This is a genomic window from Tissierella simiarum (genome assembly GCF_018917865.1).
Classification (GTDB): domain Bacteria; phylum Bacillota; class Clostridia; order Tissierellales; family Tissierellaceae; genus Tissierella_C; species Tissierella_C simiarum.
Map to the genome: position 1 here is coordinate 1 of NZ_JAHLPM010000019.1, position 24,959 is coordinate 24,959.

Below are 24,959 nucleotides of genomic sequence, written 5' to 3' on the forward strand. Positions count from 1 at the left end.
TTATTGATACAATTTTTTGCATGAGGACTTCATCCTTTCTGGGAGGTATTTGTTTTCGGCAAAAACATTGTACCATACAGAGGTTGGAGTCCTCAATTTTCATTTAAGTTTACAAAACGAAATAAATAGATGGGAGATTCTTATGAAAGATTGATAAGTTCTAATTTGTGTAAGAGATGAATTGATTTACTAAATTAGTAGTTATGAGAGGGATGATATTATGATATATGCAAAATGTATTAGAGAATCTCAAATTGCCAAAAGCGTCTCTGAGTTTCAGAAGAGACAGAATGAAGAAAATCATGTCTATTGCATAGGGCAAACGACAGTGTCAAAAAATGGATGTGACATATTATACTGTGTACCTTTAAATTTTATTTATGATTGCTTAAAGTATGGTAGATATATCGCAATAATAGATGTGGATGATGACAGTTTAGAATACCCATATAAAAGCAGTTATATGGGGCTTCAACGATGTACTTCTGAACAACTAGTAATTAATATTATGGATTCACAAGACGAACAAACTATAGATTATATATTTAACGAGGTCGGGGATGCAGATTTAGTACATGATGGATATGTGCATACCCTTCCTGATAATATACAAAAATACTTTAGAAAAAAGCAGGAAAACTGTTGTTGTAATGATTAGTAAAATTCCAATTTATCGATGAAATTATGGAGCAATCTTAAGAATAAACTTTATATATTATATATTGTTTTATATGTTACCAAACCTTGCACTAATGTGTAGGGTTTTTTTAATGTCAAAAAAGAAAGGGAGGTAAAGAAATACAATGGTAAAAAAGAAATCACCAATCATAGAAGATGAAAAAATAAAAACCTTTATAGATATGATTGCACCATCTATTATAAAATTTAACACGGATTACTTTATCTGTGGCAACACTTATAGATGCGCATGGGCATTAAGAGAATATCCTACAAGCACCAGTGAACAAGCAATTCTTCGTCATCTTGGAGAAAAGGATGGTGTTACTCTTAGAATATACACCAGGCAAGTAACTCCAAATGAAGAAAAGAAAATCATCCATAATGCAGCCAATAAAAATAGGATGAACATCTCAAATACAAATGACTTACAGCAGACAGTAACAGCAGAAAGCAATCTTCAAGATGTGGTGACATTAGTATCCACTATGCATAGAAATAGAGAGCCTTTGTTTCACTGTGCAGTATATATTGAACTTATTGCCAGTGATTATGATAGTTTGAAACTACTGCAGACTGATGTACTGACGGAACTTGTCCGAAGTAAATTAAATGTAGATAGGTTAATGCTTCGTCAGCAGCAAGGGTTTTTATGTGTTGGGCCAACAGGAAGAAATGTATTTGACACCCAGTATGAAAGGGTATTGCCTGCATCTTCAGTAGCAAATCTTTATCCTTTTAACTATTCAGGCAAGACTGATAGCAATGGTTTTTATTTAGGCAGGGATAAATTTGGTTCAAATATTATTGTAGATTTTGATAAACGTGATGATGATAAAACCAATCCTTGTATTTTGATTTTAGGAAACTCCGGGCAAGGGAAAAGCTATTTATTAAAACTGATATTATGTAATATTTTAGAATCAGGAAAGAATGTAATATGCCTAGACCCTGAGCATGAATATGTAGAATTAGCAGAAAATATAGGTGGATGCTTTGTGGATTTAATGAGTGGACAGTATATGATAAATCCACTAGAACCTAAAACTTGGGATGAAGAGGGAAGTCCAGAGGATAAAGATGCTCCTATAGCATTTAGACAAGCAACTAAACTAAGTCAGCATATTAGCTTTTTAAAGGACTTTTTCCGTTCCTATAAAGATTTTGATGATAAACATATTGATGTGATTGAAATTATGCTTGGAAAACTCTATCATAAATATAATATAAGTGATAGTACAGATTTTAGTAGATTAGAATCCATTGATTACCCTATTTTATCAGACTTTTATGTGCTGATAGAGGAAGAATACAAAGGCTATGATAATGAAAAATATCAGCTTTATACAAAGGAATTACTACAGGAAATACTACTTGGACTCCATTCCATGTGCCAAGGGGCAGAGAGTAAATTCTTTAATGGACATACCAATATAGCATCCAATCGATTTATAGTGTTTGGAGTTAAGGGTCTACTTCAAGCCAGTAAAAATGTTAAAAATGCATTACTATTTAATGTATTATCCTTTATGTCAGATAAACTACTGACGGAAGGGAATACTGCAGCAGGAATTGATGAGCTTTATTTATTCCTTACTAACCTAACTGCAATAGAATATATCCGTAACTTTATGAAGCGAGTGCGAAAGAAAGAATCAGCGGTAATACTTAGTAGCCAAAACCTTGAGGACTTCAATATTGAAGGAATTAAGGAATTTACTAAGCCGCTGTTTTCTATCCCGGCACACGCTTTTTTATTTAATGCAGGAAATATTGATAAGCAGTTTTATATAGATACCTTGCAGCTTGAAAAATCAGAATATAATCTAATTAAATTTCCACAGAGGGGAGTGTGTTTATATAAATGTGGTAATGAACGTTACAATCTAGCAGTTCATGCTCCAGAATATAAAGAAAAGTTATTTGGAAAGGCAGGTGGCAGATAGTGATATTTGATAAAATTGAATCTTTTAGAAATCAAAAGCAAGGCATTATAGATGATTTAAGAGTGTGCATTACCTATACTCCAAACAGAGATAATGATCTTCTATGTTTTATGGAACAGTATTTAAAGGCAGATCCAAAGAATCGTCCAAGATTATTAGAAGAGATAAAACATTGTATTAATGGAGAAGAATATGAAAATCCATTCCTAGCTTACAATTATTATAATGAGAAGGACATTAAAGAACTAGATAATGTCCTAGATGAATTTATTGATAAACTAAAGAATTCTAGAAAAGCATCTAATGGCTCAGATAAAGAAATAGAGAATATTATTACAGATACTATTTTTAAAATCAATGAACTTCATGATAAATGCTATGGAGAATTAATAGATTCTTGGAGAAATAAAAGACTTATAGAGTTTATTGTAACTTCAGCTAAATATGCAGGATATGAAAATGCCATAGATATTATAAATGAAAAAAAGCTATGGTAAGGCGGTGAATATATGGATCTTAGGGAGCAAAAGTTTGGAGTAGAGGTAGAAATGACTGGTATCACAAGAAAGAGAGCGGCACAGGTTATTGGTGAATATTTAAATGGTACAGTAGATTTTGAGGGAGGTGGATATGGAACTTATACTGTAACAGATAATCAAAATAGGAAATGGAAACTTGTAAGTGATGCTAGTATTACCTGTCAAAAGAAAGTAGGGAATAGAAAGCAAATAGCAGATAGAGAATATAGTGTTGAGTTAGTAAGTCCTATATGTTTTTATGATGATATAGAGGATATCCAAGAGATGATAAGAGAGTTAAGAAGGGCTGGAGCATTCAGTAATAAAAGCTGTGGTATTCATATTCATATCAATGCAGCTCCATTTAAAGCATATCAAATTAGAAACCTAGTGAATATCATAGCAGCAAAGGAAGATATGATATATAAAGCCTTGAAGGTAGATTCGGAAAGAGAAAGACGATATTGTAAAAAGATAGATAAGGATTTCTTAGAAGAACTAAATAGAAAGAAGCCCAAAACAATAAGTGGGATTCAAAATCTATGGTATAAGGGAAGGGATGGAAGCCATCAACATTACCATGACAGTAGATATCGATGTTTAAATCTACACTCTGTTTTTCAAAAAGGAACAATAGAATTTCGTGCATTTAATGGATCACTCCATGCAGGAAAACTTAAAGCCTATCTACAATTTTGTATGGCAATTACAGCACAAGCCTACAATCAAAAGTCTGCAAGTCCAATAAAAACCGTATCAGAAAATGAGAAATATACATTTAGAGTATGGCTTTTAAGACTCAACTTAATTGGAGATGAATTTAAAACAGCAAGAAAACATCTCCTAGATAATCTAGAAGGTAATATTGCTTGGAAATCACCAGAGCAAGCTGAGGCACAGAAAGAAAGACTTAGACAAAAGAGAGAACAAGAGCTTTTAGAGCAAGAGGAAAGAGTAGAATTAGAAAATAATGATATGGGAATAGATGAGCAGGAGGAAGATACTCCTGCTTTTACTATGTCTATGAACTAGCAAGGAGGTCAAGATGGAGAAAGACAAGTTATATATAGCCTATGGCAGTAACCTAAATTTAAATCAGATGAAGTATCGATGCCCTACGGCTAGAGTTATCGGTACATCAGAACTGAAGGATTATGAACTTGTATTTCGTGGATCAAGATATGGTGCAGTGGCAACTATCGAACCATGTGAAGGAAGTACGGTACCAGTTTTACTATGGAGTATCAAACCTGATGATGAGAAAGCCCTTGATAGATATGAAGGTTATCCAAATTTTTATGGAAAATCTGGAGTGGATATTACTGTAGGCAATTATAAAGCTACAGCAATGGTTTATATAATGACAGAAGGTTATAAACTTGGAAATCCATCCGATAGCTATCTAAAAACCATAGAAGAGGGCTATATTGATGCAGGATTTGATTTAGATATTTTATATAATGCAGTGAAGAAAACCCTTAGTCAAATGGAGAATTTTGAAGAAGTGGAGAAGCATGAACCTGAACAGGGAGATATATTTGGAATGAAATGGTGGTGATATAAATGGCAGACCCTAGATCGTTAGGGATCATTGTAAAAACAGCTTTATCTGCTTTATCAGATGGAAGACTCAGAAAAGGAATAGGGTGGACTATTGCAGCAATCCTGTCTCCCTTTATATTAACCATTGTTATTATATTAAGCCTTCTCTCAGGAACAACAAATCATAATAATAATGCTTTATATCTATCTTTTAATAGAGGCAGTATATCAGCTAATATTCCAGAAGAATATAGAGGACATATAGAAGATATGCGTAGGAGTTTTACAATGCTTGATGGAAAGATAGAGGGCATAAATAAGCAAATAGAGGATGGAAATAATCTAGACTCAATTAGAGTTAAGGCTATTTTTTATTCTCTGTATTTCGGCGAAAATCAACCGTCAAATATAGATAAAGCAAAATTTGTAGATTGCTTTATCAGATACGAAGAGCTTAAAAGAACTGTAACTGATGAAGAAGGTAATGAATATGAAGAGACTTATATAGTTCCAGTACCTATAACTAATCTGCCAGAGGTTTATAAAAATATAGAAACCACAATGGAAAATTCAGTGACTTATGAAGATATGGCAAATGCTAATGAAATACATTATAGGATAAAATATGGAACTCCTGCACCTAATGAAGGTGACAGTTTTACAGAGTGGGAGGATTGGATACAGGGTCTTACACCAGAAGAACTAGAGAATTTATATCATGATTTACCAGAAGGAGAGAAAGGATCTAAAATTGTAAAACTTGCTATGTCAAGACTTGGAGATCCCTATTCACAAGAAAAAAGAGGACAAGGCAGATACACTGACTGCAGTTATTTAACTATGTGGAGTTATCGTCAAATAGGGATTAGCATACCAGGAACTGCAGCAGAGCAGGCAAGATTTTGTGTAAACAAGAATCTTACTGTTTCAAAAAAGGACTTAGTTCCTGGTGATTTAGTATTCTGGAGTCATAAACCTAATGGCAGGTTTATGAATATTACCCATGTAGGAGTATATGCAGGAGATGGTAAGGTTATTGATGCTTCTTATTCAAAGGGTAAGGTAGTATATCGAAATTTATTTGATTCAAACAAACAGGTACTGTATGGGAGACCACATATTTTAAAGTAAAAGGAGGACTTTATGTTAATTACAAAGGCAATATTTGAAAGGAAATTATCTGATTTTGATACACAGAACTGTATAATTGAAGGAATTGAATTAATGAATGGGGATGAGTTTGAAGAATTTAGTAATAATTTATTAGAGGATAGAGATTTTATTGCAGATAGAAAGGAAGTAATGTATATAGACTCCATAGGGCAAATTCATGTACTATTAGCACTTGATATGGACGGTGGTGATGGGATTTTAATTGACAGTCATGGGTATGATTATCCAAGATATGCAGCATTTATGCCAAATATTAAACCTTATATTGAACAGCAAATTTCAATGGTTGCAGAACAAATAATAAAGGAAGCTGCAGAGAATTCTTCCAATGGAAGCTGGGCTATCTACTTTGATGAGATAGAAGAATACTATGGGTTAGCAGTAAAAGAAAACAATGGCATTGGTACGATGCTCTTAGATGCACTGCATAGGAGAGAAGAAATTTCAGAGATTGAAATTGAAGATGAGTGCTTTGATATGACATTATACCTTGATTACTGCATCAGCTTAGATGAAGAAATAAAACAAAGTCAAAATATGAAAATGTAGGAGGATTTGTATATGGACAATATAGAAAAAGCAATTCGTATTTTAAAAATTGAGCCACAAAAACTACCTTATGAAAAGGAAATAAGTAATGACTTAGAAGGAATACAAGGAGAAGTTGAAGGATTATTTGATTACCTTTATTTAGATAATAATTGTATTTTAGTGTGTAATGACGAAGGAAAATTAAATGGAATGGAATTAAATCGAAGGGTCGGTAATGATATAATTGCTGGCCCTTTTTTTATTGTAGGAGATAGTCAAGACGGAGAATTTGTATCCTTAACTGATGAGCAAATAGAAAAATATACAGAAGAATTTGGCAAGATTCAAGAATTCACAGGTGAAGAACCTGAAGCTCAACCAAGGATGACATTCATTGGGTTTGATTTTTAAGGAGGGAAATAGATGAGTACATCAACAGAAAAAGTAACACTACAAGTAACTTTTCCAAAAGAAAAAGTGGAGGCCTTAAGGTTTTATATGAATGAAAAACAGCTGACTGTTGAGGAAGAATTACAAAAACATATTAAAAATACCTATGACAAATATGTCCCATCTGCCACCAGAAGGTATTTAGACAGGAATGATAATAGAGAAGAAATAGCAGTAGTTACTAATGAAAATGAACCAGAAACTACTTCTAGAAATACAACAGCTCGAGGAAGAAGAAGGACTGGAAGAAGTCAAAGTGCTGAGGAACAATCAACTGCTGAAACAGTAAATACGGGAGAGATTGAAGAAACATCAGAGCAAACTGAGGAGCAAAATCAAGGAATGACAATGAGTATGTAGTGAGTTTCAAATAAATTTAAAGGAAGAGAAGGAGGTAAATATTAGATGAAAAAAGATACTATTAGGGTAAGTCTTAATGCCGAAAAATTAAGAGCTATAAATAAATATATGGAGAAAAAGGAGGTAGATTTAGAAGATGAGTTGGTAGATCAACTGCAAAAGCTATATGAGAAATATGTTCCAGCTAATGTAAGGGAATATATCGATGAGAAGCAAGAGGAAGAGATTAAGGCTAAAAAACCTAAAAAATCAGTCAAGACTAAGGCAGAAGTTAATAACCAATCTATAATACAAGAATAAGACAATTTTTGAGGGCTTGTTTGCCCCTGTGTGCCATTATAAAGGGAGAGGTGGCATAGTTATACCTAATCTATAATAAATCCAGTTTTGGGGCGAATGTGCCGACTGACTATAGGGGATAGAAAAATGGCTTAACTACTAGCCTTCAGACGGTTATTATAATAACAATGGGGATGAACCCCCCTATTGATTTTAGTGCAGGATAAAGAGAGGTGGTCGCAGGCGACCTCCTCTCAGCTACATCCCCCGGCAGTGCCGTGGGTTGAAAGTATCAAGTAAGGTGGTCGGAAATAAGACTTTGTGCTGTTATAGGTGGTCGTAATCTACTAAGAACCCCATAAAATAAAGATTTGATAGGTGTACCTTATAGGTGGTCAAGGGAAAAGATAAGATGTTTGAGGTGAGGTGGAATTGACAGAAGTAAATAATAGTGTAAAGAAACGGACAGCAGTATGGCTATATCCAGAAATAATAGAAAAGATGGATAACTTACTAGAAAGAGACAATTGTAAAAGCAGGAGTGAATTTATAGATAAGGCTTTAAACTTCTATATGGGATATTTAGTAAGTGAAGACACTACAGGATATCTATCTAAAATATTAATTTCAGCAATGCAAGGGATACTTAAAGAAACAGAAAATAGAAATGCGAATAATTTATTTCGTCTGTCAGTTGAAATGAGTATGATGATGAATATACTTGCAGCAGGTTTAGAGATTAGTGATGAAGAACTTCGTAGTCTTAGAGGAAGATGTGTGCAGCAAGTGAAAAAGACAAGAGGAAAAGTATCTATGGAGGAGGCGATAAAGTTTCAGCAAGGAATTGGAGAGTGATAATCTATGCCAAGACTTATTTTAAAATGCCCTTATCTAAAAGGTGGAAGTGAAAGTACATCAGCTCATCTTGAAAACCTAGTAAATTATATTGCTACCCGTGATAGAGTAGAAAAGATAAATATAGAAAATAAAAATCTTGTTTCCACAACAAAACAAGAAGAATTAATAGTCCAGATAGTTAAAGAGTTTCCAGAGACTAAAAGTTTATTTGAGTATGAGGATTATATTAAGAATCCTACAATAGAAAATGCATCTGAGTTTATTTCCATTGCCCTAGAGCAGAATATCGACAAGCTTGGCAAACGAAAAAATTATGTGGACTATATTGCAAACAGGCCAAGAGTAGAAAAAATGGGTAAGCATGGTTTATTCACAGGTGGAGATGATAGTTTAGTGCTTAGTAAGATTGCAGATGAGGTTGCAAATCATGAAGGGAATGTATGGACCCCGATTATTTCACTAAGGCGAGAAGATGCCACAAGGCTTGGTTTTGATAATGCTGAAAGTTGGCACAATATGCTTTCCTATTATGCCATAGACATAGCTGAATCTTTAAAAATAAAGCCTGAGAACTTTCAGTGGTATGCAGCTTTTCATAATGAGGGGCATCATCCTCATGTGCATATGATTTGTTACTCTATCAATCCCAAGGAGGGATACCTTACTAAGAAAGGTATAGAGAAAATGAAATCAGGATTTGTAAAAAATATCTTTGGAGAAGAACTAAAAGAAGTCTATATGGAGCAAAGTAAAAGAAGAGATAAATTGAAATTAGAATCCAGAGAAGTATTATTACAACTAATCTCTGAAATGAAAAATGATACTTTCCAAAACGGTAAAATAGAGGAACAATTTATGGAATTTGCTGAACGATTGAAATTTACTAAAGGTAAGAAACAATATGGATATTTACAGCCAAAACTTAAGGCTATGGTTGATGGTATTGTAGATGAACTGGCTAAGGATGAAAGAATAAGCAAGGCATATGAGCTGTGGTATGAAATGCGTAATGAAGTGCTATATAGCTATGTAGATAATCTGCCAGAGCCTCTGCCATTATCACAGCAAAAGGAATTTAAATCAATTAAAAATATGATAATTAAAGAGGCTGATAATTTTAATAAAGGAATGATTACATTTGAAGAAATAACTGGTGATGATATTGATATTATTGATGAAAGAATAGATAAAGCAATAGATGATGTAGTTAAAAATGATACAGAATTTATTGAGATGGAAGGGGATACTCTAGATTTAATTAGGGAAAGTGAAATTAATGATGATATCACAGAAGATGTTTATGTAAAATGGAGTGATGATTATAAAAGGGCTTGTGAATTCTTATTTGGTACAGATGATATAGTACAAGATTTTGAAGAAGCCTTTTATTTATTTCAATCTGAAGTTGAACAGGGAAATGCTCTTGCCATGTTTAATATGGGCAGAATGTTTGCAGATGGACTTGGTATAGAGATTGATATAGAAGAATCATATGAATGGTATGAAAAAGCCCTTAATGCTTTCCATAGAATAGAAGATAGAAAGCCTTGGAAATATACAGAGTATCGTATAGGTAAAATGTATTCACAAGGCCTTGGAACAGAAGAAGATTATGAAAAAGCAGCATACTGGCTTACCCTATCAGCAGAAGAAAGATATAAGTTTGCTGAGTATTCCCTTGGTGGTCTTTATTACAGAGGTCAAGGAGTTGAGCAAAGCTATGAAAGAGCTTTTGAGTTTTACCTAAAATCCGCAAAACAGAGTTTTCCCTATGCTAAATTTGAAGTGGCAAAGATGTATCGAGATGGAATTGGAACTGATATAAATGAGGAAGAGTCAGATAAATATTTTTCTTATGCTTTTATAGGTTTTAAAAGATTAGAAAAGAAAAGTCATGATGATAAAATTCAATATAGGCTTGGGTGGATGCTTCAAAATGGCATCGGTACAGAAAAAGATATAGGGGTAGCAAAACAGTATTATGAGAAGTCAGCAAAGCTTGGAAATACATTTGCCTGTTATTCCCTTGCAAAATTAATCCTTGCAGAAGAAAATCCAGTAGAGGGAGAAGTTAAAAAAGCAATTGAGTATTTAAAACAAGCATCGACTAGTGGAAATCAATTTGCACAGTATTCTCTTGGAAAGCTTTATCTTGATGGGGAATACGTGGATAAAGATACATTGAAAGCTGTAGAGTTATTTAAACTCTCATCAGAACAGGGAAATGAGTATGCATCATATCAGCTTGGTAAGCTATATCTTAAGGGTGAGGATATAACGAAAGACATTCCATCAGCAATAAAATGGCTGTACTTATCTGCAGAAAAAGGAAATCAATATGCACAGTATCTATTAGGAAAAATATATTTAATGGGTGAAGGTCTGCCAAGAGATAAAGAAGAGGCAATAAAATGGTTTAAATTATCTGCTGAGCAAGGAAATGAATATGCTCAGTTTTTTCTAGATAATATGGATAAGTTTTATAACCCATCTGTTTCACTTGCAGTATCAAAGATGTTTCATCATATGAGTAAGACATTTGAAGATAATATTCCATTAAAATCATCAGGAGTTGGAATTAAGGTTGATAGTAAGTTATTAAGAAAGCTAAGGGAAAAGAAAATGGCACAAGGACATAAGGAAGATGATCATGAGCAGCAGAATATTAAGCTGTAGAATTCAAAGGGAGGTAATCTATGGGTACTTACATTCATTTTACAGAGGAACAGAAGCAAAGAGCAAATTCAGTTGATCTAGTGGATTTCTTGGAGAGGCAAGGAGAAAAGTTATTGCGTTCTGGAAGAGAAAAAAGACTTGCCAGTGATCGCAGTATCACCATAAGAGGAAATAGGTGGTATGATCATGAAACTAGAGAAGGTGGTCTTGCAATTGATTTTCTGCAGAATTTTTATGGGCTAAGTTTTCCGGATGCAGTAACAAGATTACTTAGTGGTGAACAGGGAGAAATAATATATAAAAAAGCAGATATAAAAGAACAGGAGGAAAGAAAGTCTTTTGTTTTACCCGAAAAACATTCTGATATGCGTAGGGTCTTTGCTTATATGATTAAACAAAGGTGTATTGATAGAGATATAATAAGTTTCTTCGCAAAGAATAAAATGCTTTATGAAAGCTGTGAACTATCTAAAGATAAAACAAAGGAATATCATAATGCAGTATTTGTAGGTTTTGATGAAAATGGAACTCCCCGTCATGCACATAAACAGGGGATATATACGAAAGGTAAAAAGTTTAAAGGAAATATAGAAAGCAGTGATCCTTGCTATAGCTTTAACTATATTGGAAAAAGTAATAAGCTTTATATATTTGAAGCGCCTATTGATATGTTATCCTTTATTACAATGTATCAAAGGGATTGGCAACAGGACAGTTATGTATCTTTGTGCGGAGTATCTGAGCAGGCGATGCTAAAGATGCTTGAGATAAATCCAAGACTTAATCATGCAATACTATGTCTGGATCATGACAAGGCAGGAATTGAGACGAGTGAAAAATTCTATGATATATTAACTGCTAAGAAAATAAGATGTGATAAATTTAAGCCTCAATATAAAGATTGGAATGAAGACCTTAAGGCAAGTTTTAATCTACCTGCAATACCAGCAGAGAAACACCCTCAGTATACTTTACGAGATAAAATCTGTTCAGAGATTTATGAACTGACATCTGAATTTAATAATAAAGATAATTCTCTATCAAAATTAAATAATTTATTCTATAAATGCAAAACAAGCACTGTGGAGCAGATAGTTGAAATTTTAAAACAACTATCTGCTTTTTCTTTACTTTTAGCTGAGAGGGAATATAAGCAAATGGGAGGAAGACAAGATATAGACACTCTTCAACAAAGACTTTATTACGGGTTTAAGGCATACGAAAATCGTAGTAGGCTTAATAGTCGCTTAGATACGATTGGACAAGAACTTTTGAAAATTAGTAAATATCAAGGAATCCTTTCTGAAGCAGGAAAGACAAATATTGCAAAAATTTATGAATCTATTGCGCAGCACAGTTTAAAAGCAATTATTTTGATTGAATTACAAGAACAGAAGCAGAAACAAAAACAAATAAAAGAGATGACTATGCAATAAGAACAGATGAATCACTATGATGTGATTTTTAAAAATAGGAAAGGAGGTTCTGGCTTATGGAATCACAAGTATATCTGCTTATAGGTACGGCAACTCTGATGTTTTCTGTAATTGGTGGAGTTTCATTGATTGCACATTATTATACCTTAAATGGAATCAAGTCAAAAACTGTTGGTGATGGTCAGCATGGTACAGCCAGATTTGCTACCAAGAAAGAAATTATCAAGACATATAAGCATATCCCTTTCCATGTTTCACAATGGAGAAAAGGAGAAAATCTACCAACAGAGCAGGGAATTATAGTTGGGTGTAAAGGAGCTAAAAATAATGTAACAGCACTTGTAGATACTGATGATGTTCATTGTCTTATGATTGGTGCAGCAGGTGTAGGAAAGACTGCATTTTTTCTTTATCCAAACCTGGAATATGCTTGTGCAACTGGTATGAGCTTTATTACTACTGATACAAAAGGGGATCTTGCCAGGAATTATGGAACGATTGCTAAAGAAAACTACGGATACAATATTGCAGTTATAGATTTAAGAAATCCTACACGTAGTGACGGTAATAATTTATTGCATTTAGTTAATAAATATATGGACACATATAGAGAAGATAATGATAACCTTGCTGCAAAAGCAAAGGCTGAAAAGTACGCAAAGATTATTTCAAAAACCATTATCAATTCTACTGGTGACAGTTCAGCCTATGGACAAAATGCTTTTTTCTACGATGCTGCTGAAGGACTTCTTACTGCTGTTATTTTGCTTATAGCAGAATATCTTCCCCCTACCAAAGAAGATGGGAAAATAGTAGATTCAAGACATATCATTAGCGTATTCAAAATGGTGCAGGACTTAATGACACCAAGCAAGGTTAAAGGAAAGAGTCAGTTTCAACTACTGATGGATAAGTTGCCCCCAGAACATAAAGCAAGATGGTTTGCAGGAGCGGCTCTTAATTCTGCAGAACAGGCAATGGCATCAGTTTTATCAACAGTGCTGTCAAGGCTTAATGCTTTTTTAGATTCTGAAATGGAACAAATTTTGTGTTTTGATACAGTAATTGACGCAGAAACTTTCTGCAATAAAAAATCTGCTATCTTTCTTATACTTCCAGAAGAAGATAATACAAAATATTTTATGGTTAGTTTATTTTTACAGCAGTTTTATCGTGAAATGTTAACAGTAGCTGATGAAAATGGAGGTAAGCTTCCCAATCGTGTTATGATTTATGCAGATGAAATAGGTACAATACCAAAGATAGAATCCTTTGAAATGATGCTTAGTGCTGGTCGCTCAAGAAAGATATCATTAGTGCCTATTATTCAATCTTTTGCACAGCTTGATAAAAACTATGGAAAAGAAGGCAGTGAAATAATAACAGATAACTGTCAAGTAACCATATTTGGAGGATTTGCACCTAATTCAGAAACTGCTCAAGTTCTATCGAAAGCACTTGGAAGTAGGACTGTTATGAGTGGTTCTATTAGCAGAGGTAAAAATGATCCATCACAAAGCTTGCAGATGATGGAAAGACCACTATTAACAGCAGATGAACTAAAATCTTTACCAAAAGGAAACTTTGTTATTATGAAAACAGGAGTACATCCAATGAAGACTGTACTTCGTCTATTTTTAGATTGGGGTATTTCCTTTAGTGAGCCATATATCATGGAGGAAAGATCCCATCGTAAGGTTTCTTATGCGGATAAGGAAATCTTAGAAGAAAATATTATGAACCAAGGAGTTGAGCTTGAAGAAGATATTGAAGAAACAGAATCAAGAGATGACAAAAATAAAAGTGGTGGAATGGCACATAATCCATCATCGAAAATAGATTCAATTAATAAAAAACGAAGGCCGACATTAAGAACATAGGGGGGATAAAATTTGAGTTATTTTGGAACAATTTATTCCTACTCATCAGATGAGCTTCCAACTCGTGCTAAAACAGTGTATATGTATCTAAAAGATAGAAGTGATGCAAAGGGTGAATGCTGGCCAGCTATAAATACCATTGCAAAGGAAACTTCTATGTCAAGGAGTACAGTGAAGAGAGGCATTGCTGATCTTATACGGTGTGGACTATTAACCAAAGAACCGCGTTATAGGGAGAATGGGAGTAATTCATCTAATAGATATTTTTTGAAAAAATAATGAAGCATAATAAAAAAGACAAGCTATCCACCAAGGGGGTAGTTTGTCTTTTTCATGGACCGAGGTGGAGTTCATAATGAACCTACAAGAAGGACTCACTTTAAGAATTTATTTAACATCAGAAAAAGAACAATATACTAAAGTTAATTGTATAATATTGCTGATATTTATGGTCATGACTAACAAGAAAAATACAGAAAGAAGTAATACAATTATTCTTTCTGTATTTAATCAATTAATCCTCTTTCTTCTTTGTTTGTTCTTCATTCTTTTTTTCTTCATCAGTAGTTTCTTCAATAATTTGCATAGAACAACAGGAAGATTTTTTAGGCTTTCGTATTTTTGAAAAAAAGGATTGTTTTTTTTCACTCATTAATATCACCTCCCACTACATTACTATATTAAATACATATCCTGTTATAACTGCTACAAAGAAAATAGAAAGAATAAATGCAATCATCATTTTCTTTTTAAATATTGAATTCAGTATGGAAAGCTCAGGTATACTTGCGCCAGCACCACCTATTATAAGGGCTACCATTGTACCATAACCTACACCTTTATCAATAAGTATTCTTGCCACTGGTATCATAGTTTCTGTTCTTATATACATAGGTATACCAACTATGGCAGCCACAGGCACTGACAATAAATTTGATTTTCCAGCAAATTTGGATAGTAAATCTTGAGGTATGAACTCATAGATAAATGAACCTATACCAGCACCAAGCACTAAGTATGGAACTACTTGTTTAAGTAATACTAAAGATTCAGCAAATGCATGCTTAAACGCTATTTTATTTTTTTCTAAAAATGTCCCTTCAAGATTTTCATAAACTAGTTCATCATAGGTTTCACCTTTGATACTAACATTTTTAATTTCTTTGTGATAACCTAATCTATCAAGAATTAACCCAATTACAACTGCTATCACAAATGTAAACATTGCATAGATGATAGTTGCCTTTAATCCAAAGAAGGTTAAAAATAATATTATGATAGCAGGGTTTAGCACAGGTGAAGTTAATAGAAATGAAATCGTTCCTGAAAAAGGAGCTCCACTTTTTAATAATCCAACTAAAATAGGTACAGTTGAGCAGGAACAAAATGGTGTTACAGCACCTAAAAGAGCACCTAATATACTATTTAATCCTTTACTTGGTGTAGTAAGTATCTTTTTAATTTTTTCCTTAGACAAGTAAATTTGGATTAGAGCTACAATAAAACTGATTAATAAGAAAAGTAGCAATAATTCACCCATAAGAAATAAAAACATTTTTCCTACTTCTATTAAACTACTCATTTGAAACATTATCCATCCACTCCTCCTTATTAATATTTTTACAAATACCACTTATAATACTATAACTACTATTATCTTGATTTAAGGAATAGTAGTTCCATACAGCCACTTTCCTTTTCTTGATTATGCTAGCATCACAAAGTATCTTTAAATGATATGAAATACCAGACTGGCTAATATCAAAAAAATCACCAATATCGCACACACATCTCTCCCCATTAACATATAAATATAAAAGGATTTTCAAGCGCAATTCATCTGATAAAGCATTAAACAATTCAACATACTTATCGAGTAAATCCATTGAATTCACCTACCTTCTTTATATATCAAAAAATATTGATGTATATATCAAAAAAAATTGATATAATTAATATTATAATATACATAACTTTTAATTTTGTCAACATTTTCTAAAAAATAAGTTTTTAAAAAAGTTGACAATTAAAAAGTAGAAGCATATTATATGAGCATAATCGCATATATTCATATAATATGATGCTTGATAGAAATTAATTAAAAAACTTAATTTTTTAAATGGGTTTTGTCGGATTTATTATTGCATATTTTTTTGAATAAAAAATTAAAAGGGGTGATTTAATGCAGATGAAATGGGAATATAAAGTGCTTACAGTAGATAAATTTTTAAGTATAGATAGTGATTTAGCAATAGAAGAAAAATTAAATAAATATGGTAAAGATGGTTGGGAACTTGTGGGACTTTTACAAAGGTCGTATACAACATTAGGATATTCACCAAAGTTAGATAACGACTCAATAGCATTTAAAAGACAGATCATAGAAGAATAAATTTGATAAAAAATATATTGAAGTTAGCTACTTGAATAAAGAATTTTGGATATATCGTGGGTCAAGAAGTCCGACAAAACCATGCTAATTTCAATAATTACCTTGTTTGTATTCAATTATTAAAATAGAAGAAGATACGGTTATATAAAGCATTTTTCATATTAATGTGAAATATAGTGAAGTATAAATTTAATTAATTTGAGTTTATTTATTAAGTATTGTTTAGATACTTAATAAAAATAATTTAACACTTAATAAAATATAAAAGACAAAAATATATTGACAAAAATTATGTTGAAGGATACCATATGAGTATAATTGAATATAATAATATTACGAGGTGAAAATAATGGATAACTTATTTAAAGCATTAGGAGATGAGAATAGGCTAAGAATAATAAACTTACTAAGGAAAGAAGAGTTATGCGTATGTGAGATTGAAGTTATTTTAGATACAACTCAATCCAATGTATCGAGACATTTAACTAGACTTAGGAATGAGGGGATTGTTACTTTTGAAAAAAAAGCACAATGGATATATTATCAAATAAACCCAGAATTTATTAAAGAAAACAAACTATTATATGAATTTCTAATTGAAAAAATGGACCAAAATAGCAAATTTATTAAGGAGCTTGAAAAATTATTAAAATATAAAGAAAGTGGCATGAGTTGTGACAATATAAAAGACATAAATAATATCATTTTTATGTAAAAAAGAAGTATTTTATGTGGTGAAAATATGAAAGAAAAAGATATTGTAAAAATTTTCAAGGCTCTATCAGATAATAATAGAATAAAAATTCTATATCTCTTAAAAGAGCAGAAATCTACTTTTGGGGATATCGAAAATAATTTGCAATTAAGGCAATCAACTATTTCCCATCATATAAAGACTTTAAGAGAAGTGGGATTAATAGTAGAAGAAAAACAAGGAAGAAATAAAAGTTATTTAATCAATAAATCACAAGTTAAGATAATCTATGATTATTTTAACAACTTAGTTAAATAATAATTTATATGAAAGGTGGAATTATAATGGCAAAAAAAGAAATACAATCAGGTATTGGTTTTTTTGAAAGATATCTTACAGTATGGGTAGCCATATGTATGGTAATAGGGGTACTTATCGGAGTATATTTACCAGGAATACCTGAATTTTTAGGTAATTTTGAATATGCAAATGTTTCAGTACCTGTAGCAATTCTAATATGGTTAATGATTTACCCAATGATGTTAAAAGTAGATTTTCACAGTATTAAAAAGGTAGGAGAAAATCCTAAAGGACTTGTAGTTACATGGGTTTCAAACTGGCTAATTAAACCCTTTACTATGTATGGATTAGCATTGTTTTTCTTTAACGTTGTTTTTAAAAATCTTATATCATCAGAGCTTGCAACGGAATATCTTGCGGGAGCTGTACTTTTAGGAGCTGCACCTTGCACTGCTATGGTATTTGTTTGGAGTCACTTAACTAAAGGAGATCCTGCATATACTCTTGTTCAAGTTGCTACAAATGATCTTATTATTTTAGTAGGATTTGTTCCTATAGTTGCTTTTTTATTAGGAATGAGTAATATATCTATACCTTGGGTTACATTATTCTTATCAGTGGTTTTATTTGTAGTTATACCCTTGGCAGCAGGTGTTATTTCAAGGACAGTAATAACTAAAAATAAAGGATTAGAATACTTTGAAAACACTTTTATTCCAAAGTTTAGTAATGTAACAATAATTGGGCTATTATTAACGTTGATAATTATATTTTCTTTTCAAGGTCAAGTTATTGTTGATAATCCACTTAATATAGTATTAATAGCAATACCGCTAATTATTCAGACATTCTTAATATTTTTTATTGCTTATCTATGGGCAAAGGTTTGGAAATTGCCACATAATGTAGCTGCACCTGCAGGAATGATAGGCGCATCAAATTTCTTTGAGCTAGCAGTAGCAGTAGCAATATCACTTTTTGGATTAGGCTCTGGAGCTGCACTTGCGACTGTGGTAGGTGTTTTAGTCGAGGTACCAGTAATGCTTCAATTAGTTAAGATAGCGAATAATACAAGACATTGGTTCCCAAAGACGGTAAAAGAAGATTAGATAATTAAATGTTGATTTTTGGCATGATATATAACAATTAATAATAACGAAATTTTTTACACTCTACATGAGTATAATCAAATATAATCATAAAATGAAAGGATGATAGTTAATGAAAATTGAATTTTTTGAACCGCCAATGTGCTGTTCAACAGGACTTTGTGGACCAAGTCCAGATGAAAGATTAGTAAAGTTAGGTGAAAATATTGAGTTTCTAAAGAAGAAGTATGCAGGTATAATAATTGAAAGATATCAGATAACTCAACAACCCTTAAAATTTAAAGAAAATGCAGATGTGTTTAAATTAGTTAAAAGTAGAGGAAAAGGTGTTTTGCCAGTTACTACAGTTAATGGAGAAATAATCAAGACACATGATTATCCCACATTAGAAGAAATGGAAGAAAAAATACAAAAATAGGGGGAGGTTATCTCAAATGGAAACAAAGTTTATTTTCTTTTCGGGAAAAGGTGGAGTAGGTAAAACTTCTATGGCATGTACTACTGGAGTTTATCATGCTGACTTGGGGCGTAAGACTTTAATTGTAACCACCGACCCAGCTGCAAATCTATCGGATGTATTTGAACAAGAAATAGGTCATAAGGTTACCAAAATAGATGGCATAGACAATCTTTATGCTATGGAAATAAATCCTGATAAAGCAACAGATGAATATAAGGAAAGATCTCTTGCACCTATGAGAGAACTTTTTGATGAAGAAATGTTGAAAATTGCTGAAGAACAATTAAGTGGTCCATGTACTGAAGAGATGGCTTCCTTTGATAAATTTATTGATTTTATGGAAGATGACTCCTATGACATAATTATATTCGATACTGCACCAACAGGACACACAATTAGACTTCTAGAACTTCCAGTGGATTGGAGCAAGCATATAGAAGAAAGCTCCCAAGGAAGTGGGCAAACTTGTTTAGGACCTGTAGCATTAATACAGGATAGCAAAAAGAAGTATGATGATGCTGTATCAAAGTTAAGAGATCCAAACAAAACAGAATTTATATTTGTAATGCAACCAGAACAAACATCTCTTGATGAAACTATAAGGTCTTCAAATGAATTAAAAGAGATAGGCATAAACACAACAAGTCTTATTGTAAATGGTTTTATTCCAAAACAAGAAGCTATAAATCCATTTTTTAAGTCTAGATATGATATGCAGCAAAAATATCTAGAGGAAACGAAAAGTGTATTTAAAGATATTTCAATTACCACAATGGAACTCTTCGACTCTGAATTAAAAGGAATAGAAATGTTAAGAAAAAGTGGAGAAAAGCTATTTGAAAAAGAAAAATCAAACAATATTGGTAAGTTAATTTATCCTAAAGAGAATAAAAGAAAAAATATCTTTTTTTCAGGAAAAGGTGGCGTAGGTAAAACTTCCATGGCTTGCATTACTGCTGTTCAAACTGCAAAGAAAGGTTTTAAGACTTTGCTTATGACAACAGACCCTGCTGCCCATATCGGAAATGTATTAGATAAACCAGTTTCTGATGAAATTACAAAAATAGATGGAGTAAATAATCTATATGCTGTAAAAATAGATCAGAAAAAGGCAACAGAAGATTACAAAAATTCAATTTTAGATGAGGCTAAGGGAAAATTTGGAGAAGATACGATTAAAGCAATGGAGGAAGAACTGAACTCTCCTTGTACAGAAGAAATGGCAGCCTTTCAAAAATTTATTCAATATGCAAGTGGTGATGAATTCGATATTATTGTCTTCGATACTGCACCTACAGGACACACATTGAGACTTTTAGAGTTACCAATGGATTGGAGTAAGCAAATTCAACTAAAGGCGGGTATTTCAACAGGTATAAGTGATGCAGATAAGCTACAAAAAGAAAGATTTGATAAAGTTATGGATATGATGAAAAATGAAGATGAAACTACATTTAGTTTCGTAATGTATCCAGAAAAAACTCCAATGATAGAAGCATATAGAGCATCTAAGGAACTAGAAGAATTTGGGATAAAGACTCAATTAGTTTCAATAAACCTAATTATTCCAGAGGAACAAGCCCAAAGCCCATTTTTTAAAAAGAGAAGAGATATGCAACTAGCATATATTGAAGAAATAAAAGAAAAATTTGAAAATGCTAACATATTAACTATACCAATGTTTGATAAGGAAATTAAAGGAATTGATATGTTAGAACAAATCTCAGAGGTGGTTTTTGAGGAGGAAATTTAAATGAGTGATAGCAAAGTCAAAATTGAAATATTTGGTGTAAAAGATGCTCCAGTTGGTGGAGGCTGTAGTTGTGAAGGATCTTGTGGTCCTTCTACAACTATGGATGATTTATATTCTGAATTTGTTAATTTCATAAATAAAACAAAAATAAAAGATCAGGTAGAAGTTAAATTTATAGATGTATTAGAAGATGATATTGACAAATATGAATATGTACACAAAATTTTAGATGCAAACTATGGATTACCCCTAACTGCTATTAACAACAGAGTATGTTTTCATGGTGGAATATCTAATAATATGATTTATGATAAAATTAATGAAGAAATTAATAAGTAGCTTTTAATCGAGATATTTAAAAACTATTATATAGGCAAAATCAAATATTCTGATATAGTTATATGGAGGTGTCATTGTGAAGTGTTGTAATACTGGATGCTGTGGGGATATAGAAGAAAGTCAAATTAATGAAGACGATAAAATTAAAATTGACTTTCTATATTTGGATCTAAATATCTGTAATCGATGTCAGGGAACAGATGAAGGTCTTAATGAAGCCATTGCAGATGTAGAAAAAGTATTGAAATTAACAGATAAAGAAGTAATTGTAAACAAAGTTCATATTAACAATAAAGAAATGGCCATAAAATACAAGTTTGTTAGTTCACCTACCATACGAATAAATGGAAAAGATATTCAGATGGAAGTCAGAGAATCTCTTTGTGAATCATGTGGTGAATTATGCGGTGATAATGTGGATTGTCGAGTATGGGTTTATAAAGGAAAAGAATATACTATTCCGCCAAAAGCAATGATTATTGACTCCATTCTTCATGAAGTATATGGTGATAATAAAATATTACTAGATAGTGAACATAATAAAGAAGCATATGAATTACCAGAAAATTTGAGGAACTTTTTTCAATCTGTTGAGAAAAATTATAAATTAAATAAAGATCACTAAATAGAAAGGATGATGATATGAAACCTAAGGTAGCATTTATATGTGTTCACAACTCATGTAGATCTCAAATGGCAGAAGCATTAGGAAGGTTATTTGCATTAGATATTTTTGACTCATACTCCGCAGGGACAGAAACTAAGCCTGAAATTAATCAAGATGCAGTAAGAATTATAAAGGATATATATGATGTTGATATGAATAAGACTCAGAAATCTAAGTTGCTAAATGATATACCAGAAGTTGATATAGTTATAAAAATGGGTTGTAATGTTGTTTGTCCTTTTTTACCTTCAAAACATGAAGAAGATTGGGGATTAGAAGACCCTACGGGCAAAAGTGATGAAGAGTTTATAAAAACAGCTAAGATAATTGAGGATAAGGTAAAGAATTTAGTAGAAAGAATTAAAAATAATGAAATAGAACTATAATACAGATGGGCTAGCTTATGCTGGCTCTTTTTGTTTATAAAATGTTCTTGATTTTTAATTATTAAATTTCATATGAGACTATTGACATTTATTTATAATAGAGTTAATATACTTATATAGACATATGCTCATATGGGCATATAGACATTATGTTAGAATTAAATTACAAGGAGGTAAAATAATGAAAAATAGAACAAAATTATATTTACTTACAGGTTTCTTAGGTGCTGGAAAAACAACCTTTCTAACCAACGTTCTTAATGACTTAACAGGAAATAAAGTAGCAGTAATAATGAATGAATTTGGGAAGGTAGGCATAGATGGGACCATAATCCAAAAGGAAGGAATGGAACTTGTAGAAATAAATAGAGGCTCAATATTCTGCTCCTGTCTGCAACTTAACTTTGTATCCGCTTTAACAGAGATGGCGGATAGAAACATGGAATATGTTTTCGTTGAAAGCTCAGGACTTGCGGATCCATCAAATATAGGAGAATTTTTAGAAGCTGTAGAAATGGTAAAAGGTGAGGTATATAACTACAGTGGGGCAATTTGTATAGTAGATGGAGTTAACTTTTTAGAACAGGTAGAAGATATAGAAACAGTTGAAAGACAACTCAAATTTTGTCATTTAGTAATTATCTCTAAAGTAGACTTGATAGATGATAATAAATTAAGTAAGGTTAAGGCAAAAATTAGAGAAATAAATGATAAAGCAGATATTGTTGAATCTATAAATGGAAAGATAGATTATAATTTCTTAGAAAGAGACCTTATGGAAAAACAGTGGATAAAATCAGAGGATACTACTAATACTCCTGAAAACAAGCCAAAGACATTAACCCTAACTTATGATGGAGATTTGACTAAAGAAAGACTTTCTCAGTTTTTAGATATTATAAAAAAGGATAGTTATAGAATAAAAGGATTCTTTAAATTAGAAGATGGATGGAATCAAGTAGATGTTGTTAATAAGATAATTGACTATAAACCAACTGATAAAGGAGAAAATGTATCTGAATTGGTAATAATATCTAAAATAGGACCTCAGATAATTAGACCTATATTTAATGCTTGGGAAGAAGTAGTAGGTAAAGAAATGAAATTAAGATAAAGGGTTTTATAGAGAGGATGTAAATATGTATAAACTAACGAATTATTTTAAATTACTGTCTGATGAAACAAGGCTAAGGATTATGGTGCTTTTATTTCACAATGAGTTTTGTGTATGTCAGATAACAGGAATAACAGGAATATCGCAACCGAATGTATCAAAACATTTAGCTAGACTTAGAGATATGGGACTAGTAAAAGATGAGAGAAAAGAACAATACACTTTTTATTCACTGAATATTGAAGAAAAATTATTTGAAGATATACTCGAAAAAATAGTTTCTAATGTAAAAGATTATCCAATTCTAAAATCTGATATAGAGAAAAGTAAAGCTGCAGCAAAGTATATTGAATTAACAAGTATGAATAAATAAAATAGGCGGTGATTTTTATGAATGTTATATCAACAATATTTAGTTGGTTAAATGCCCAACTTTTAAAAATGCAATGGCTTTGGGACTTGGTAGAGTTGTTGGTGGAAAAGGTATTTGGACTATCTATGGACAGTAGAATAGGAGGAAGTGTTCACTTCTTCATCTATGATGTTATAAAGATTTTCATTCTATTATCTGTACTTATATTCATGATATCTTATATCCAAAGTTATTTTCCACCTGAAAAAACTAGAAAAATACTGGGTAGATTTAAAGGGATAAAAGGAAATATTTTGGGTGCATTGTTAGGAACAGTAACACCTTTTTGTAGCTGTTCTAGTATACCTATATTTATAGGATTTACTTCAGCGGGATTGCCACTTGGAGTTACATTTTCCTTTTTAATATCTTCACCTATGGTAGATATCGCCTCTTTACTATTACTGATGTCTTTCTTTGGTGCGAAGATAGCTATAGCTTATGTAGTTGTAGGTTTGATACTTGCAGTTATTGGTGGAACTATTATTGAGAAGTTAGGTATGGAAAAACACATTGAAGATTATGTATGGGGAGCACAAAATGCTGATATTGAAGCTGATGAAATGACTCGTAAAGAAAGAATAGATTTTTCTAAAGAACAAGTTAAGGATATATTTAAGCAGGTTTGGTTATATGTTTTACTTGGAGTTGGTATTGGAGCAGCTATTCATAACTGGATTCCACAATCATTTATAGAAAAAGTTTTAGGACAAAACAATCCGTTTTCTGTTTTAATAGCGACATTTATTGGAATACCAATATATGCAGATATATTTGGAACTATTCCAATAGCAGAAGCTTTAGTTGCTAAAGGAGTTGGTATTGGTACAGTATTGGCATTTATGATGGGAGTAACTACATTATCACTTCCTTCTATAACAATGTTAAGTAAGGTAGTAAAACCAAAGCTACTAGGAACATTTATAGTAATTGTAACAATAGGAATACTAATTATAGGATATTCATTTAATGCTTTATCATTTCTATTTATATAAATAAGGAGGAA

At 31.9% G+C, this 24,959-nt stretch carries 30 protein-coding genes; 27 read left to right on the plus strand and 3 right to left on the minus strand.

Annotation, left to right across the window (positions count from 1 at the left end; genetic code table 11):
• Positions 1-220: 220 nt before the first annotated feature.
• From KQI42_RS17225 to KQI42_RS17295, 15 genes are all read left to right on the plus strand, one after another.
• Positions 221-658 (plus strand): hypothetical protein, encoded by a 438-nt coding sequence (locus KQI42_RS17225; RefSeq protein WP_216521571.1) that lies wholly within the window; start codon positions 221-223, stop codon positions 656-658.
• Positions 659-803: 145 nt separating this feature from the next.
• On the plus strand, positions 804-2,624 hold the full coding sequence (locus KQI42_RS17230; RefSeq protein WP_216521572.1) for a VirB4 family type IV secretion system protein: 1,821 nt from the start codon (positions 804-806) through the stop codon (positions 2,622-2,624).
• A complete protein-coding gene (locus tag KQI42_RS17235; protein WP_216521574.1) occupies positions 2,624-3,121 on the plus strand; it encodes a hypothetical protein in 498 nt (165 codons plus the stop codon). Before KQI42_RS17230 ends, KQI42_RS17235 begins: the two co-directional genes overlap by 1 nt.
• Before the next feature lie 12 nt (positions 3,122-3,133).
• A complete protein-coding gene (locus KQI42_RS17240; RefSeq protein WP_216521576.1) occupies positions 3,134-4,174 on the plus strand; it encodes an amidoligase family protein in 1,041 nt (346 codons plus the stop codon).
• A 13-nt stretch (positions 4,175-4,187) separates the two neighbouring features.
• Complete coding sequence (locus KQI42_RS17245) at positions 4,188-4,700, plus strand: gamma-glutamylcyclotransferase family protein (RefSeq protein ID WP_216521577.1); 513 nt, start codon at positions 4,188-4,190, stop codon at positions 4,698-4,700.
• 5 nt (positions 4,701-4,705) lie between these two features.
• On the plus strand, positions 4,706-5,815 hold the full coding sequence (locus tag KQI42_RS17250; RefSeq protein WP_216521578.1) for a C40 family peptidase: 1,110 nt from the start codon (positions 4,706-4,708) through the stop codon (positions 5,813-5,815).
• 12 nt (positions 5,816-5,827) lie between these two features.
• Complete coding sequence (locus KQI42_RS17255; RefSeq protein WP_216521579.1) at positions 5,828-6,406, plus strand: DUF6329 domain-containing protein; 579 nt, start codon at positions 5,828-5,830, stop codon at positions 6,404-6,406.
• 12 nt (positions 6,407-6,418) lie between these two features.
• Positions 6,419-6,799, plus strand: coding sequence for a DUF3846 domain-containing protein (locus tag KQI42_RS17260; protein WP_216521580.1), 381 nt, complete (start codon positions 6,419-6,421; stop codon positions 6,797-6,799).
• 12 nt (positions 6,800-6,811) lie between these two features.
• Positions 6,812-7,198, plus strand: a complete 387-nt coding sequence (locus tag KQI42_RS17265; protein WP_216521581.1) for a DUF6103 family protein — start codon at positions 6,812-6,814, stop codon at positions 7,196-7,198.
• Between the two features lie 45 nt (positions 7,199-7,243).
• On the plus strand, positions 7,244-7,498 hold the full coding sequence (locus KQI42_RS17270) for a DUF6103 family protein (protein ID WP_216521584.1): 255 nt from the start codon (positions 7,244-7,246) through the stop codon (positions 7,496-7,498).
• 411 nt (positions 7,499-7,909) lie between these two features.
• A complete protein-coding gene (locus tag KQI42_RS17275; RefSeq protein ID WP_216521586.1) occupies positions 7,910-8,332 on the plus strand; it encodes a hypothetical protein in 423 nt (140 codons plus the stop codon).
• A gap of 6 nt (positions 8,333-8,338) precedes the next feature.
• Positions 8,339-11,011, plus strand: a complete 2,673-nt coding sequence (gene mobP3, locus KQI42_RS17280) for a MobP3 family relaxase (protein ID WP_216521588.1) — start codon at positions 8,339-8,341, stop codon at positions 11,009-11,011.
• 20 nt (positions 11,012-11,031) lie between these two features.
• Positions 11,032-12,447 (plus strand): DUF3991 and toprim domain-containing protein, encoded by a 1,416-nt coding sequence (locus KQI42_RS17285; protein ID WP_216521590.1) that lies wholly within the window; start codon positions 11,032-11,034, stop codon positions 12,445-12,447.
• A gap of 56 nt (positions 12,448-12,503) precedes the next feature.
• On the plus strand, positions 12,504-14,327 hold the full coding sequence (locus tag KQI42_RS17290; RefSeq protein ID WP_216521591.1) for a VirD4-like conjugal transfer protein, CD1115 family: 1,824 nt from the start codon (positions 12,504-12,506) through the stop codon (positions 14,325-14,327).
• A 12-nt stretch (positions 14,328-14,339) separates the two neighbouring features.
• The gene (locus tag KQI42_RS17295; RefSeq protein WP_216521593.1) at positions 14,340-14,606 is read left to right on the plus strand and encodes a helix-turn-helix domain-containing protein; all 267 of its coding nucleotides are present in this window, start codon (positions 14,340-14,342) and stop codon (positions 14,604-14,606) included.
• Between the two features lie 235 nt (positions 14,607-14,841).
• Here the strand turns inward: KQI42_RS17295 and KQI42_RS17300 are convergent, their stop codons facing one another.
• Genes KQI42_RS17300 through KQI42_RS17310 form a run of 3 tightly spaced genes read right to left on the minus strand, consistent with a single transcriptional unit; the run spans position 14,842 to position 16,213 of the window.
• Positions 14,842-14,979: a hypothetical protein gene (locus tag KQI42_RS17300; protein WP_216521595.1), complete on the minus strand. Its 138-nt coding sequence runs from the start codon at positions 14,977-14,979 to the stop codon at positions 14,842-14,844.
• A 15-nt stretch (positions 14,980-14,994) separates the two neighbouring features.
• Positions 14,995-15,918 (minus strand): permease, encoded by a 924-nt coding sequence (locus tag KQI42_RS17305; protein ID WP_216521597.1) that lies wholly within the window; start codon positions 15,916-15,918, stop codon positions 14,995-14,997.
• The gene (locus KQI42_RS17310; protein ID WP_216521599.1) at positions 15,902-16,213 is read right to left on the minus strand and encodes an ArsR/SmtB family transcription factor; all 312 of its coding nucleotides are present in this window, start codon (positions 16,211-16,213) and stop codon (positions 15,902-15,904) included. Before KQI42_RS17310 ends, KQI42_RS17305 begins: the two co-directional genes overlap by 17 nt.
• Positions 16,214-16,509: 296 nt before the next feature.
• On the opposite strand from KQI42_RS17310, the gene KQI42_RS17315 reads away from it, so the two are divergent.
• The 12 genes from KQI42_RS17315 (at position 16,510) to KQI42_RS17370 (ending at position 24,948) form a co-directional block, all read left to right on the plus strand.
• The gene (locus KQI42_RS17315) at positions 16,510-16,719 is read left to right on the plus strand and encodes a DUF4177 domain-containing protein (protein ID WP_216521601.1); all 210 of its coding nucleotides are present in this window, start codon (positions 16,510-16,512) and stop codon (positions 16,717-16,719) included.
• A 349-nt stretch (positions 16,720-17,068) separates the two neighbouring features.
• Positions 17,069-17,434: an ArsR/SmtB family transcription factor gene (locus KQI42_RS17320; RefSeq protein WP_216521602.1), complete on the plus strand. Its 366-nt coding sequence runs from the start codon at positions 17,069-17,071 to the stop codon at positions 17,432-17,434.
• A gap of 27 nt (positions 17,435-17,461) precedes the next feature.
• Positions 17,462-17,731 (plus strand): ArsR/SmtB family transcription factor, encoded by a 270-nt coding sequence (locus KQI42_RS17325; protein WP_216521603.1) that lies wholly within the window; start codon positions 17,462-17,464, stop codon positions 17,729-17,731.
• A 26-nt stretch (positions 17,732-17,757) separates the two neighbouring features.
• Complete coding sequence (gene arsB, locus KQI42_RS17330) at positions 17,758-18,822, plus strand: ACR3 family arsenite efflux transporter (RefSeq protein ID WP_216521604.1); 1,065 nt, start codon at positions 17,758-17,760, stop codon at positions 18,820-18,822.
• Between the two features lie 112 nt (positions 18,823-18,934).
• Positions 18,935-19,240, plus strand: coding sequence for an arsenite efflux transporter metallochaperone ArsD (gene arsD, locus KQI42_RS17335; RefSeq protein WP_216521605.1), 306 nt, complete (start codon positions 18,935-18,937; stop codon positions 19,238-19,240).
• A 16-nt stretch (positions 19,241-19,256) separates the two neighbouring features.
• Positions 19,257-21,035 carry a TRC40/GET3/ArsA family transport-energizing ATPase gene (locus KQI42_RS17340; RefSeq protein WP_216521607.1) on the plus strand — a complete coding sequence of 593 codons (1,779 nt, stop codon included), beginning with the start codon at positions 19,257-19,259 and terminating at the stop codon, positions 21,033-21,035.
• Positions 21,036-21,374 (plus strand): hypothetical protein, encoded by a 339-nt coding sequence (locus tag KQI42_RS17345; RefSeq protein ID WP_216521609.1) that lies wholly within the window; start codon positions 21,036-21,038, stop codon positions 21,372-21,374.
• A gap of 76 nt (positions 21,375-21,450) precedes the next feature.
• Positions 21,451-21,999: a DUF2703 domain-containing protein gene (locus tag KQI42_RS17350; RefSeq protein WP_343231716.1), complete on the plus strand. Its 549-nt coding sequence runs from the start codon at positions 21,451-21,453 to the stop codon at positions 21,997-21,999.
• A 17-nt stretch (positions 22,000-22,016) separates the two neighbouring features.
• The gene (locus KQI42_RS17355) at positions 22,017-22,427 is read left to right on the plus strand and encodes an arsenate reductase ArsC (protein ID WP_216521611.1); all 411 of its coding nucleotides are present in this window, start codon (positions 22,017-22,019) and stop codon (positions 22,425-22,427) included.
• Between the two features lie 181 nt (positions 22,428-22,608).
• Entirely contained in the window at positions 22,609-23,541 is a 933-nt protein-coding gene (locus tag KQI42_RS17360; protein ID WP_216521613.1) for a CobW family GTP-binding protein, read from the plus strand.
• A gap of 25 nt (positions 23,542-23,566) precedes the next feature.
• The gene (locus KQI42_RS17365; RefSeq protein WP_216521615.1) at positions 23,567-23,914 is read left to right on the plus strand and encodes an ArsR/SmtB family transcription factor; all 348 of its coding nucleotides are present in this window, start codon (positions 23,567-23,569) and stop codon (positions 23,912-23,914) included.
• Between the two features lie 17 nt (positions 23,915-23,931).
• Positions 23,932-24,948, plus strand: coding sequence for a permease (locus KQI42_RS17370; protein WP_216521617.1), 1,017 nt, complete (start codon positions 23,932-23,934; stop codon positions 24,946-24,948).
• Positions 24,949-24,959: the final 11 nt, after the last annotated feature.

Coding starts and splice junctions, on each gene's coding strand:
- KQI42_RS17225 (WP_216521571.1), top strand. CDS start 221: ATGATATATGCAAAATGTATTAGAGAATCTCAAATTGCCAAAAGCGTC.
- KQI42_RS17230 (WP_216521572.1), top strand. CDS start 804: ATGGTAAAAAAGAAATCACCAATCATAGAAGATGAAAAAATAAAAACC.
- KQI42_RS17240 (WP_216521576.1), top strand. CDS start 3,134: ATGGATCTTAGGGAGCAAAAGTTTGGAGTAGAGGTAGAAATGACTGGT.
- KQI42_RS17245 (WP_216521577.1), top strand. CDS start 4,188: ATGGAGAAAGACAAGTTATATATAGCCTATGGCAGTAACCTAAATTTA.
- KQI42_RS17250 (WP_216521578.1), top strand. CDS start 4,706: ATGGCAGACCCTAGATCGTTAGGGATCATTGTAAAAACAGCTTTATCT.
- KQI42_RS17255 (WP_216521579.1), top strand. CDS start 5,828: ATGTTAATTACAAAGGCAATATTTGAAAGGAAATTATCTGATTTTGAT.
- KQI42_RS17260 (WP_216521580.1), top strand. CDS start 6,419: ATGGACAATATAGAAAAAGCAATTCGTATTTTAAAAATTGAGCCACAA.
- KQI42_RS17265 (WP_216521581.1), top strand. CDS start 6,812: ATGAGTACATCAACAGAAAAAGTAACACTACAAGTAACTTTTCCAAAA.
- KQI42_RS17270 (WP_216521584.1), top strand. CDS start 7,244: ATGAAAAAAGATACTATTAGGGTAAGTCTTAATGCCGAAAAATTAAGA.
- mobP3 (WP_216521588.1), top strand. CDS start 8,339: ATGCCAAGACTTATTTTAAAATGCCCTTATCTAAAAGGTGGAAGTGAA.
- KQI42_RS17285 (WP_216521590.1), top strand. CDS start 11,032: ATGGGTACTTACATTCATTTTACAGAGGAACAGAAGCAAAGAGCAAAT.
- KQI42_RS17290 (WP_216521591.1), top strand. CDS start 12,504: ATGGAATCACAAGTATATCTGCTTATAGGTACGGCAACTCTGATGTTT.
- KQI42_RS17300 (WP_216521595.1), bottom strand. CDS start 14,979: ATGAGTGAAAAAAAACAATCCTTTTTTTCAAAAATACGAAAGCCTAAA.
- KQI42_RS17305 (WP_216521597.1), bottom strand. CDS start 15,918: ATGTTTCAAATGAGTAGTTTAATAGAAGTAGGAAAAATGTTTTTATTT.
- KQI42_RS17310 (WP_216521599.1), bottom strand. CDS start 16,213: ATGGATTTACTCGATAAGTATGTTGAATTGTTTAATGCTTTATCAGAT.
- KQI42_RS17315 (WP_216521601.1), top strand. CDS start 16,510: ATGCAGATGAAATGGGAATATAAAGTGCTTACAGTAGATAAATTTTTA.
- KQI42_RS17320 (WP_216521602.1), top strand. CDS start 17,069: ATGGATAACTTATTTAAAGCATTAGGAGATGAGAATAGGCTAAGAATA.
- KQI42_RS17325 (WP_216521603.1), top strand. CDS start 17,462: ATGAAAGAAAAAGATATTGTAAAAATTTTCAAGGCTCTATCAGATAAT.
- arsB (WP_216521604.1), top strand. CDS start 17,758: ATGGCAAAAAAAGAAATACAATCAGGTATTGGTTTTTTTGAAAGATAT.
- arsD (WP_216521605.1), top strand. CDS start 18,935: ATGAAAATTGAATTTTTTGAACCGCCAATGTGCTGTTCAACAGGACTT.
- KQI42_RS17340 (WP_216521607.1), top strand. CDS start 19,257: ATGGAAACAAAGTTTATTTTCTTTTCGGGAAAAGGTGGAGTAGGTAAA.
- KQI42_RS17345 (WP_216521609.1), top strand. CDS start 21,036: ATGAGTGATAGCAAAGTCAAAATTGAAATATTTGGTGTAAAAGATGCT.
- KQI42_RS17355 (WP_216521611.1), top strand. CDS start 22,017: ATGAAACCTAAGGTAGCATTTATATGTGTTCACAACTCATGTAGATCT.
- KQI42_RS17360 (WP_216521613.1), top strand. CDS start 22,609: ATGAAAAATAGAACAAAATTATATTTACTTACAGGTTTCTTAGGTGCT.
- KQI42_RS17365 (WP_216521615.1), top strand. CDS start 23,567: ATGTATAAACTAACGAATTATTTTAAATTACTGTCTGATGAAACAAGG.
- KQI42_RS17370 (WP_216521617.1), top strand. CDS start 23,932: ATGAATGTTATATCAACAATATTTAGTTGGTTAAATGCCCAACTTTTA.